At 37.1% G+C, this 12,468-nt stretch carries 8 protein-coding genes and 2 pseudogenes; all 10 read right to left on the bottom strand.

Features of this window, described 5'->3' with window-relative positions; all coding sequences use genetic code 11:
- Positions 1-11 precede the first annotated feature (11 nt).
- Entirely contained in the window at positions 12-1,196 is a 1,185-nt protein-coding gene (dltB, locus tag JJ692_RS08380) for a D-alanyl-lipoteichoic acid biosynthesis protein DltB (protein ID WP_034621161.1), read from the bottom strand.
- Positions 1,193-2,698, bottom strand: a complete 1,506-nt coding sequence (dltA, locus tag JJ692_RS08375) for a D-alanine--poly(phosphoribitol) ligase subunit DltA (RefSeq protein ID WP_206534407.1) — start codon at positions 2,696-2,698, stop codon at positions 1,193-1,195. The genes dltB and dltA overlap by 4 nt, the downstream gene beginning before the upstream one ends.
- Entirely contained in the window at positions 2,673-2,894 is a 222-nt protein-coding gene (gene dltX, locus JJ692_RS19295) for a teichoic acid D-Ala incorporation-associated protein DltX (protein WP_481747504.1), read from the bottom strand. The genes dltA and dltX overlap by 26 nt, the downstream gene beginning before the upstream one ends.
- 595 nt (positions 2,895-3,489) lie before the next feature.
- The gene (locus tag JJ692_RS08365) at positions 3,490-3,963 is read right to left on the bottom strand and encodes a hypothetical protein (protein WP_206534406.1); all 474 of its coding nucleotides are present in this window, start codon (positions 3,961-3,963) and stop codon (positions 3,490-3,492) included.
- A gap of 172 nt (positions 3,964-4,135) precedes the next feature.
- Positions 4,136-4,776 (bottom strand): annotated as a pseudogene (locus tag JJ692_RS19290) (DUF4241 domain-containing protein).
- A 251-nt stretch (positions 4,777-5,027) separates the two neighbouring features.
- A pseudogene (locus JJ692_RS08345) lies at positions 5,028-5,285 on the bottom strand (recombinase family protein); the annotation flags it as partial.
- An 876-nt stretch (positions 5,286-6,161) separates the two neighbouring features.
- Positions 6,162-6,752, bottom strand: coding sequence for a restriction endonuclease subunit S (locus JJ692_RS19125; protein ID WP_277602655.1), 591 nt, complete (start codon positions 6,750-6,752; stop codon positions 6,162-6,164).
- Between the two features lie 26 nt (positions 6,753-6,778).
- A complete protein-coding gene (locus JJ692_RS19120; RefSeq protein WP_206534403.1) occupies positions 6,779-7,207 on the bottom strand; it encodes a restriction endonuclease subunit S in 429 nt (142 codons plus the stop codon).
- Entirely contained in the window at positions 7,204-8,634 is a 1,431-nt protein-coding gene (locus tag JJ692_RS08330; protein ID WP_206534402.1) for a class I SAM-dependent DNA methyltransferase, read from the bottom strand. The genes JJ692_RS19120 and JJ692_RS08330 overlap by 4 nt, the downstream gene beginning before the upstream one ends.
- Before the next feature lie 114 nt (positions 8,635-8,748).
- Positions 8,749-11,955 (bottom strand): type I restriction-modification system endonuclease, encoded by a 3,207-nt coding sequence (hsdR, locus tag JJ692_RS08325; protein WP_206534459.1) that lies wholly within the window; start codon positions 11,953-11,955, stop codon positions 8,749-8,751.
- Between the last annotated feature and the right edge of the window lie 513 nt (positions 11,956-12,468).

The raw sequence follows: 12,468 nt of genomic DNA, 5'->3' as shown, positions 1-12,468 counted from the left end.
TCCCTTAATCATTAATGATGAAATGGTTTTCCTGAAAAAATATAAAATCCGAAACAAATCACATGGAATGTAATAATGATTGACACAACCATTGTGACCTTATTATCCGGCCACCACTTGTGCTTTTTATTCCATTTCTCAAATAAATTGTAACCGGACATGACAACTGCATGATATAGTCCGTAAATAATATATTGAAGGGCAAGGCCATGCCAAGCACCCATCAATAGAAAGAGGACAAAGTACCCAATATTTGATACAGCCATTCGGTTCTTGATCCACTTCTTTTTAGTCATAAAGAACACAAATCTCATAAACACGTAGTCTCTGAACCAGAAGGACAGGGACATATGCCAGCGATTCCAGAAGTCTTTAATGTTTCGGCTGATAAACGGTTTATTAAAGTTCTCTGGCGACTTAATACCCATAATATAACTCACACCTACAGCAAACATTGTATATCCAGCAAAGTCAAAGAACAAATACATGCTGTAAGCATACATATACGTTAACTGCTGAACAAAGTGACTGCTGCTAATGTGATGAATATTCATCAGAATATATGTGTGAATTAGATAACCAATAATAAACTTATATAAGAAGCCAATGAAAATTTTATGAATACCGGCATATAGAAGATCACTGTATGCTTCCTTTTCAGGCGGCGTATCCATATCCTTTTCAAATCGGCGGTAACGATCAATCGGACCTGATGAAATCGTCGGGAAAAAGACAATGAAATAGACCAAACGGTGAATCGGAATTTTCTTCTTAATCAAGCCGTCTCTTGTCTCAATAATTAACTGAACACCTTTAAATGTTAAGTACGAGATCCCCAAAAAGCTCAGCCAGTTCATTGGCGGCGGCTGGTGCGGCTGATGAGTTAAAAAGAACGGTAAAATCTTTGACAGCACAAGCGGCAAAATAGATGCCACCACTGCTGCATAGAAAACAGATGCCTGATTCGCCTTTAACCTGTACGCAAGGTACAGGCGGATGATGAAGATTTGCCACACCGTGAACAAGAAGAGCAGCAACGCGCCATGGGCATCCTTTGAGAAAATAAGTGCCAGCGCCACAACCGTTGCAAACATGTTGTAGCCCTGCATTCTTTTGCCGCGAAGACCAAGAATGATCGTCGGCAAAAGAAGAATACCAATTAGAATGAAGAAAAAGAATGAACTAAACGGAATCATAGAAGAACCTCTTTCGCGATTCTCTTACGGTCAACCTTCCCGTTTGGCGTCATGTACAGCTGCTCAAGATAGACAAACTTTCTTGGGATCATGTACGCTGGCAGTGAATCCGCCATTTCTTTCTTAATCGCGCTTGTCAGCTGATACTCTTTTTCAAATGAATGAGCTGCTGGAACAATCGCTGCAATCAAGTACTCGACATGACCGTTTGGCTGGAATGGCACAATCACACAAGCATTGACATAGGTTGTCTCGCTTACATGATATTCAATTTCTTCAAGCTCCATCCGGTATCCATGAAGCTTAATTTGATAGTCGAGACGGCCATGGCACGTAATTAAACCATCCTGCGCCACACCTGCGTCACCTGTACGGTAAGCAGGACGTCCTTCGTATTCAAAGAACACTTTATCTGTCAAGGCTTGTTCACCTAAGTAGCCTCTCGTGACGCTTGGCCCCACGATGACAATTTCTCCTTTTTCACCATCAAGAAGTGTCTTGCCTTCTTCATCTAAAATGACGATGTCTGTATCAGGTTTGGCATAGCCGACTGGTAAAGAATCGTGCTGATCAAGAATCTCCTGCGTGACTTCAATCGATGTGATTGCAACAGTTGCTTCAGTTGGACCATACGTATTAAAGACCTGCGCCTTTGGAAAACGCTCCAGAAGTGCACTTGCTACAGCTACAGGAAGCGCCTCACCGCAGAACAAGAAAACTTTCAGCTCAGGTAAAAGCTCCCCTGTAAAGGAAGGGTCCATTAAGCACATTTGCACAAAAGAAGGTGTTGATGTCCACACTTCAACGTCAGATTGACCAAGTGCTGCAAACATATCCTTTGGCTTGTTGACGAGATCTTTTACTAAACAGTAAAGCGTGCCGCCTGATTGAAGCGCTGGATAGAGATCCATCACTGATAAGTCAAAAGAAAATGGCGCTTGATTTAAGAATGTACGTCCCTCACCAATTGGGAAGTCACGGCACATCCACTCTGTAAAGCTTTCTAAATTATTGGCTGTTACCTGAACGCCTTTCGGTTTTCCGGTACTGCCAGACGTATAAATGATGTAAAAAACATCATCTTGTTGAACCCACTGCGTGGATGGCGGTGCTTCTTTTTCAAGTGCTAAAAGCGATGCCGCACTCTTCACTTCAATGTGCTCTTCTACATCTAATACATTCTGCTCATTTGCACAAATCAATAGACTGGCTTTTGAGCTTTCAATAATTGAGACGATGCGCTCGACAGGTATTGAGATATCGACCGGAATATACGGTCTGCCTGATTTCACACTGCCTAAGAAAGAAATCAGCATCTCTGGCTCCATATGACCGTATACAATGACAGGTTCACTGCCAGTTGCAATTGCATCGATCGCACCAGCCATTTGGTCTGATAAATGCCAAAGCTCATCATATGTGATCGACGCATGTTGAGAAACAAATGCTGGCTGTGTTGGTTTCGTTTGCTGGTATTCATGAATCGTTTGTAATAGTTTCATAATTTAATCTCCAATTAAAAATCGTTGTAAATGAATGATCCGTATTTGCTGTGTGGAATCCGTAAATAAAGAACAATAATAGCAAAATAAGTAAGTAAAAGCTTGTATATCCTATCCATTTTACAGACTTATTTTCTGATAGCTTTTGAATAGCATATTGATAACCTCTTTTCTTTTTGACACTTATAGAGACCATGACTCATTCAAAGAGTTTCATCTCAAAACATAAAATTTTAAATACTTAAAAATGTCGAACCTTGGAACGTCTCTTTTGAGCAAAGCTGTCTTATTGTAACAAAGATTTAATACATTTGAAATGAAATCGATCTTAAATTTGCCTTAAATTTGCCTTAAAATTGGTGGAAGCTGTCGGACTAATGTAAAAAACCACCTAGTTTGACTAGATGGCATTGATTTCATTTACTTCAAAATTCGTGCGAATTTATTTGTCTAGGGAATATCTTTCAATGGCTTCTTCTTCTGAGACGTTTCTTTATCAAATACAAGATAACGACTATAAACTTCTTTTAAAATGTACGGATTCATCTATATTATCTACTAGTTCAAAAGATATCTAAAATTGCAACTACTTTGGTAGTAGTCATTCCACCCTCTGAATTTTCATAAGTTTCTTCTGGGAAGTTTTCCTGTATGATACTTTCAATTTCATCTGGTTTTTTTGTTTTTATTAAAAAAATTCTCTTCAAATATTTTTCAGGGGCTTAATCGTGGCAGTTGTTGATTCAAATAAAACTTTTACAGAATAAATATCATACATAAATGATCACTTTTCATTTCATTTTTCTTAATCTGTTGTCTGTTAACAGTTTTTTAGCTTTTTTAGCATTCTTTTTTCCTTTTTTTGCGTCTTTGTTGATTTGTTCTATCGTTTTATTTAAGTATTCACTTGGAAACTCTTTTCTGATTGACCCTTTTCTATTCTTAGAGATGAATTGGTCTGCTGTCATTTTATGATGTTTGACAACTTGAGCCTCCCAAGAGTTTGAAGAAAATATCATACCACCTACAATAACAGCACCAGTTGCTAATACTGCAGCTTGTCCTAACCCTGGAATAAAGAAGAAAGGAAGTGGGATGGCGAATTTAGTTTCTGCAAGTTGATCAGGATTTAATTCTCCTTCAGATGATACAGAATCATTTGTGTTAATTACAACAGTTTCATTTTCTGTTGCCTTTGCTGGTGCTTGTAAAACAAAGGTAAATACGGATAGAGCTAATAGTGTGGAAATTACTTTTTTCATCATGTTAAATACTCCTATAGTTCATTAGAAATTTAGTTGAATAAAAATATTATATTATATCAATTAGATTTTCAATGATTTTAAGGTAAATTTAAGAAAATTCGTTTTACATTAACTTATATGTTAATTTTTCCTGTTATATCTTGATAAGAACCACTGGTTTCAAGGTTTCTCATCAATCCACTATAAGAAAATCCGTCACAAGGCAAGCAGGTTCCCCGTTTTCATCTATCCCCCAAAAGCTTGGATACATCCCGTCACCGAAGCCTGTTGTAAACATGGCAATGTCCACTTTGTCATGAAAACGGGTGACAAGCCAGTCCCATGTATGCTTGTAGTTTTGCTCAAGAGGCTCTGCAAATTCCTCATAAAGATAAAAATAATTATCCTCTTTATATTGCTTAGCCTCATAAGCTTAAAGATATTGTGCTGTCTCCGCATCCATGAAACAACCCATACCTTTATTTACTCCGTAGCCAAAGAACTCGTCTTCTTTTAATTGTTTGAGTTCCTGCCCTGCTGTGTGGCAATCTCCCATTCTATTGCTTGCTCGTTTGTAAACTTGATCATTGCATAGGCTACGCGTTCGTCTCCGCTTTCTAACCGCTTAACCATCAGTAGAATAGGATGTTTCCCTAGAGCCACCTTCCTCGTAAACGATTGGTTCCCTTCTGAAACAAAAGGATCACAGGCAACGATATGACCGCTTGTGATCTCAATATGGCCTAACTGTTTTACAAATAATTGATCACCTTCCGAGCTGCTTTGGTTCTCTCCATTTTCAAAAATTAAGTTTGTTGGATCGATGTTGTACAAGGGATTATTTCTCTCATTGTTTTTATGAGACGTTTGGGATTATGTATTTTTCTCTGTTTTGTCTTTTGTTCCTGTTTTATTTTCTCCCTTTTAATCCGTCAATAAAAAATCTGAAACAAGAGAAGCTTCATCTCTATTCTCATCTATATACTTGTCTTTTTTCACCTTTCACCTTCATTCAAAAGAAAATCACTCAATTTGATTTTGTAAATGCTCGAATTTCTTCATACTCGGTTCATCATCTCCTTCTTCTGTGTGATATCTTTCCGCTCGTTTAAAATCATCTCTTTGTTACGATCTAGCCTATCTAGTGAATGTATGTATAACGCTCCTTTTCGCAAACGCAATTTCAAAGTTTGGTATTGAGTTCTATTGAAGTCTTTCCCGCTTTGCTTATCGATATGAATATCACGCTCATCAATTCCAAGAGCATACATACTATCCAGTTGTCGTGCTTCATTTTGGTCTTAGCTGCTTACTCTAACGTATCCAAATTCTTTGTTATCCAAAATTGATTCTGCCTTGTTATTTAATACTTTAAACGCAACGCCTTTGCATCAAAAGATCAATCTCAATTATGATGCGTACCAAAAGTAAATTAATACCATATGATACACCTTGAACCCTTATTCTACAGATCCAAAAAGCTCGTCGCAATAAGTGTACCTTTTAAAAAAAGTAGCTTATCGAAAAAAATGTGATAAAGGCTGCAGTACCTTTTCTTTGATATCACTTATAAGGCTACACCTCTGCTATCGATATCATTATCGAGCTTGAATAGAGTTTCACTACAATTCTTATTACTTTACCATGCTAATGAAACTTGTCGGAAATTTATCGATTGTCAGTTTGTGAATGAGAGTGGTTCTGTAACAAACCAATACAACTTGGCACATATGCAACAATAAAAGACATCCAATTAATTTGAATGTCTTTAATTTGGATGTCTTCTGATAACTAATTTACTTGTTCTTGTAGCACTTCTTTTAGCAATTCAACAGCACTTTCTTCACTTGGATCATTTGTTCAAGTTCCCACAGAGGCTTTAAGAAAGTATGGATTGGGCTAGACCTTTTTAGATTTTCTCTAAATGAAAGTAAATTTTTAGATTCCTCTTCTGTCTTTAAGATCTTTTTAGTTATCCTAACAATTTCTTGTTGTTCTTCTAATGGTGGAAAGGAAGAACCAATTGATTAATTTTTCAATAGTTAAAGCATTGTAAGCTGAACCAGAAACAGTAAGGTTAACTTGCTTTTAAACAAATAACTATTAAAAAACAATTGAACAAATTCAGTGTTAATATATTCATTCCTTTCTATTTGAGTTATATTTCCATCTTTATAATAAAAATTCTCTCCCATCACACATCATCCATGTATTACCGATTAGTTCCTACGAGGGGTTAATAGTAAGTCTCCTACCTTTGGAACACCAAATTTTTCTTTAATCTCAGCATACCGTTCTTCCGATATAAATAATTCACTCTTTGCTTTTCCTAAGGAAGATAATTCCCCAATCTCTTTTGAACGATAAAAAGGTATCCCGCTATCTGCATACTCAGAAGCAAAAATCCTCTTACTTGATTTTACATTTGAAACTTCTCCTAATCTTACCCAAGCCCAACCATTCGGTAATTCATAAAGATTTTCCTCTTCCACATTGCTATGTTTTAGCTTTTTATTTACAATTTTAGATTTTACTTCTTCTAAAATCTGGTTAACATTTATTGCATTAGGATTGTCGATACGCCATTTTCTAGTCAATTCACCACGAAATGCCCTATCCAAAATAGCCGCTTGACGAAGTTCGAACGTTTCCTTCGCTTCCTCAATCAACTGCTTCGCTTCTTCAATTTTACTTAAAAGATGCTCTACTTTGTCAGCAATTCGTTTTTGTTCGTTTAAAGGAGGTAATGGCAATGCAATTTCTTTGCATTTACTACCTGAAAGCTCCTTAAATGTTGTGCCACTTGCCATAGATTCTAAATAGGTTGTGGAGAATTTTAAATACCAATATAAATATTCTGGATAATAGGCGTTACTTGGTAGAAAACTTTAAACCCTTGATTTGTACAAATATCATTAGAAGCTATTGTAACGTATCCTATCGGTGCTCTTGATGAAAGTAACACGGTGTTACTAGGCAATATTTTAGCAGAACTGTTAGCTAGACCAACTTCAGTTATATTCCGCTTTCCTCTACTAATATACATATCTTGATATCCCGAAAGATCAGCGGGTGTTAACCATGGTATATCACCATCTTCAAAATATTCTTTTACTGTAGATTTAGGTGTTCCACCCCCTATTACATCTGTGATAGAACCAGTTTGTGTCCATATCCAATTTTCAGGAATTCCAAACCGTTGCTTCTCTTCTAATACTACTGCTGCTTTCAATAACTCCTCAATGGTCTTCTTAATCTTACTCACTGTTTGACCACCTCATCCTCTTCAACAGCACGCAACTCTTCAACTACCTCATTTAATAACCCCATAGCCTGCTGAAGTTTTGCAATTGCTTCTTCTGCTGATTCAATTGGATCTGGTAAGTTGTCATAGGAGGATAATGATTCATCTGCAATCAAACCGATATCTAAACTATCCCCTTTTTTTGCAATGTCTTCTCTTGTGAACACATTCCAACGTTCATCCTCTACTTTTGAGCGATCTTCTGCTACATATGCTTTCATGAAGTGTTCAAAGTGTGCCATTGTTAGCTGATTCCGTTTTCCAAATGACGTCATATTGGTGCGGAGATCATATACCCAAACATCCTTTGTATTATCTTGGTCTGTTGTTCCTCTTGTAAAGAATAAAACGTTTGTTTTCACACCTTGGGCATAGAAAATCCCCGTTGGTAAGCGTAAGATTGTATGCAGATTGCATTTATTCATTAAATCACGTCGAATCTGTGCACCAACCCCGCTTTCAAACAAAACATTATCAGGTAATACCACTGCTGCCCGTGCATGACCATCGTCTTTTAAAGCGTTATAAATTAACTGTAGAAAATTAAGCTGTTTATTGGAAGTTGCAAACGTCAGGTCATCACGGGAGACACTCTCTCCACCTTTTTTCGTCCCAAATGGTGGATTGGTTAAAATGACATCAAAGTTTTTCATCCATTTTCCATTACTAGATAACGAATCCCCTTGTTCCAGTCGCCCTTCGATATCATGAAGTAATGCATTCATTAAAGCAAGACGATGAGTCCCTGTGACGAGTTCCATGCCAGTAAACGCTTCTTTCTTTTGGAAAACGCCCAGTTGTGGATCTAAATCATAATAGTTATCTGTCTTATTTTTCAAATACTGGTCTGCCGCAATCATAAAACCAAATGTACCAGCTGCAGGGTCATTACATCTTTCTCCAGGTTTAGGGTCAATCAGTTGTACCATTACATCAATTAATACACGCGGAGTAAAGTATTGACCAGCACCTGATTTTGTTTCACTTGCATTTTTTTCTAACAAGCCTTCATATAAATTACCTAAACCTTCTTCTTTTGCGTTGTACCAATCAAGGCCATCAATGGTCTTCAGAATTTTCTCTAGATTCTTTGGTTCTGTAATACTTGTAGCAGCATCCGTGTAAATCTGACGCAATTGAGCATTCTCGCTATTACCCAGCTTAATTAAAAGATGTTGATAAAATGTTTTGAGTTCTACCCCTTCTTTTTCTAGCAAATCATCCCATCTATATCCTTCGGGTATTACATTTTCTGTTTGCTGTTCTTTCATCATTTTTAAAAATAAAATATAAGTTAACTCAGTGACATATTGTTGATATGTAATACCGTCATCACGAAGCACATTGCATAAATTCCATAATTTTTGAACGATTTCTTGGTTATTCATCTTTTTTCCTCCTGAAAAGCTTCTAATCTATTAAATCACATTTGATGATTTTTAGTTGAAAGCGAACTTTTTCATTATAACCCAAAAAAGTGCCTCAATGAAGAGGCACAGTCGTTAGCTGATATAAAGGTTCTCATTGATCGTATTCACAATTTGATCAATATCGTCACCGAACTCACGTTTCAGTAATTTGTAGCCACCAGACGTTCTAAAAGGTTCTTCCGAGAATGCCTCTTCTGCGGTAGGCGCAAGAACAGGCACTTGAAGTAATTGCTTTTCTATTCTCTCTAACCACTTCTTTTGCCTAGGCGTCCAATCATGCAGTGAATACACTTTGTGCATTGCCTGTTTAATACGTGCTTCATGGTCAACGAGTGCTTCACCTAATGCAGCTTGGCGAATAAAACTAATAATATCTGCTGCAATGTCCTCATTTTTTGTCTGTTTCCAAGCGGTTTGTAAATGAGATTGCTTAAAGCCTTTTGTTTCTAAAATCGTCATAAGTTCTCGTAAATCTTGTCTCGTTAGATCTTTTGGCCGTGTACAGATCAGATGCAAAGCGGGAATTTCATTGATGTTTTCTTGGATAAACCGAACAAAACCATCCAGATAATCTTCTGGTCGCTTGTTTCCTTCACCATACCCACGAATGACGTCTGTTACTTCATCTTCCTTATCAGATATATAGCGTTTTTCACGTGTCACTTGGTACGTTTCCATGTATTCAAATAGGATATTATTCTGTGTGGCTTCTTGCGGTGAGTATGTTTGAATTTCTTTCACCCATTCATCCACATGTTTTCCATTTGATAATTCTTCAAACTTTCCCATGCCTTCTTCGTCAAATCTTTGTTTGCGACGTTGGATTTTTGCTACTAATTGATCACGATAAAACGAAGCTTCCTCATCAGTCGTTGCATTTACAAGAGAATCATACAACTCACCAATACGAAAGTTTTGTTTCTTCACAACTGGTTTCATTTCTGTATAATGTTGCAACTTGTCATATATACCAACAGCGTCGTAGATGTTAAAGTGTGTTTTCCCAATCTCTGGGCAAAGACGAGTCGCACGGCCAAGCATTTGATCATAGAGAATACGAGATTGTATTCTTCTTAAAAACACCAAATTTGTGATCGGCGGCACGTCAATACCTGTTGTAAGTAAATCAACTGTAACAACGACATTAGGTAGTCGCTCATTTTTAAACCGTGTAATGGCATCTAATGGCTTGTAGATATATCCAGTAATTTTCATAATGGCATCATCTTCAATTTCATCGCCACGTTCTTTAAAGGCTTCTTTTAATAAACGAACAACAAGATCTGCGTGTTGATCAGTAGCTGCAAAGATGAGCGTTTTTTCTTTACCTGCAGGGTCAATATAATCAACTAATTTATTTAATACTGCACGGTTAAACGGTTCTGTAATGACTTTTTTATTAAACTGCTCCACTTCAAAGTGCACAGTATCTTCTAACTTTTCTAGTTGAATCTCCCCTTTATCAACATCATATACTTCTACTTCCTCATCTTTTTCAAAGGTGATGCCCACTTGTGAAAGTTCTGTTTTAAACAAATAAGGGGGCTCATGGTCCACTAGATATCCGTCCAACACTGCTTCGCTATATGAATATTTAAAAATTGGCATACCGAAAATGTCTGTTGTATGTAGAGCAGGGGTTGCGGTAAGTCCTAAACATGCCGCATCAAAATAATCGATAACGCGCCGATATTGACTAATATAATCATTCTGATCACGGAATTCTAATTCTTCCTCTGTCATTTCTCTATCACTTGTATAGCCTCGATGCGCCTCATCTACAATGATGAAATCATATTGCCCGACGCTTGGAAGCTTTTCGCTATCGTTATAAAAAAGTCTGCGAACCATTCCCTGCACAGTTGCAATCTGCACCTTCGTTTCAACTTCCGGTGTGAGATCGCCTAATGACTTCACATCATATATATCAGCAAACGAGTAACCTTCAATTTTCGTATCTTTCAGTGAATCCTCTGTTTGTTTACCGAGTGAATTACGATCGACAAGAAAAAGAATGCGGCGACACTTTTTAGACTTAATTAAGCGATACATAAGCGCAATAGCGGTACGAGTTTTTCCAGTTCCTGTAGCCATTGCAATAAGCATCCTTCTGTTTCCTTCTTTTAACGACTTTTCTGCAGCCAGAACCGCATTCTGCTGATAGTGACGCAATCCAAACTTCGTTATTTCCTCTTCTTCTAGGCGCTTATCCGCATCCTTATCATCTTGGCTAAGAAGAAGTTGTAAATCTTCAGGTGAATGCCATCCTTCAAGCGGACGTGCATGTTCAAATGGTTTGCGTGAATCCCAGAACCAAATACCCGATTCCTCTTGAAGCTGTCTTAAATAAGGGCGGCCATTTGTTGCATATAAAAATGGGACTTGATAATCACCAGTTGTTGGTGTAATCTGTTCATCTTCTACTTGCATGACATTTTTCGCGTACACTTTTGTTTGACTATCTAATGCCCCAGGAATCGTTTTCTTTTCTGCTTTTGCTTCAATGAAACCAACAAGCTTGAGTCCAATAAACAATGCATAATCAACCCAGCCGCCATCGACCTTCCACTCAGCAATGGCCAGATGTTTGTTTTTCTCTGGTTGCGTCCTGTTTTTTTTATAGTTTAGTAAATTCGTGTCTACTTCCCATCCAGCAGCACGTAACTTCTGATCAATGATGATACGTGTTTCATCTTCAGTCAGTTGCTGCCTACGCATAAAGTTTTTGGACGCTTTTCTACGTTTCATTTTCTCATCTACTTGCTCTAATTCAGCTTGATGGCGAATTGCCTCTAATTCCTCTTCAAGCTGCCTCACTTTCACTTCATACTCTTGTTGAAGCTGTCGTGTATCTATAGCAGTTTGTTTTTTTGGCTCTATGTACTCTGGAGCTTGAAAATTCCAATCACCGTATACCTCCATAAACCAAGTCGACAAACGAAAAGCTAAATGCAATAAAGATTTTGCTTCTTCTGTTTTTTGATAACCTGCTTCATGCATAGCCACATTCCCTTTGCGGCGAAGCGTTTCAACAATATCTATTAATTCTGGTTCAAGTATTCCTTCTCGGCGTAATATATTGATGCGCTCTACTTGTTTTGTCCCATATGCTTCCTTAATATTTTCAGCGGCTAGAATAAATTTTGTTAATGTTTCGGCAAATAACCTTAGTTTCATTACTGTTGTATGTGGGTCATGATATACATTTTTCTCAGCTGTTTCTCCTAAATTGGAAAGTACTGCCCACTTCCCTTGAAAAAATGAAAAATTGCTATTCATCATTATCACCGTTTCCTAAAAGGTTTTATATGTTTATTATACTATATTTATACAAAAATTAGGTAGACTTAATCCACCACTGACAAAGTTAAGTTAATTGACGTTTGTTTAACAAATTTCATATCTTTTTGTGCTTTTAATCTTTTTATCGGCAAGAACAATATTGTTTCGAATAGCCAGCAACATTTGCCGAGAGAAAAAAGGATCTCTTATCGTAAGTCTTCAAAACTTTATCCACTTTCACTAGATCTCTCTACTAATACTCTATAATCAGAGAACAATAAAAACCCATGTTTTCATGGGTTTCTCATCAGTCTACTAATAAAAAGTCTGTCACAAGGCAAGCAGGTTCTCCGTTTTGATCTAGCCCCCAAAAGCCGTCACCGTAGCCTGTTGTAAACATAGCATCTTAAAATAGCTTATTATTTCTGTGCTCTTGGTTAATAACATTTTATTGATTAGTTACAAATATTTTTGTTTATTTTCTCTTCTTAGACTTTTTTGCTTTTTTAT

It is taken from the genome of Bacillus sp. 3a, assembly GCF_017161885.1.
Lineage (GTDB): Bacteria > Bacillota > Bacilli > Bacillales > Bacillaceae > Bacillus > Bacillus safensis.
This window is presented reverse-complemented; position numbering and strand designations above follow the sequence as displayed.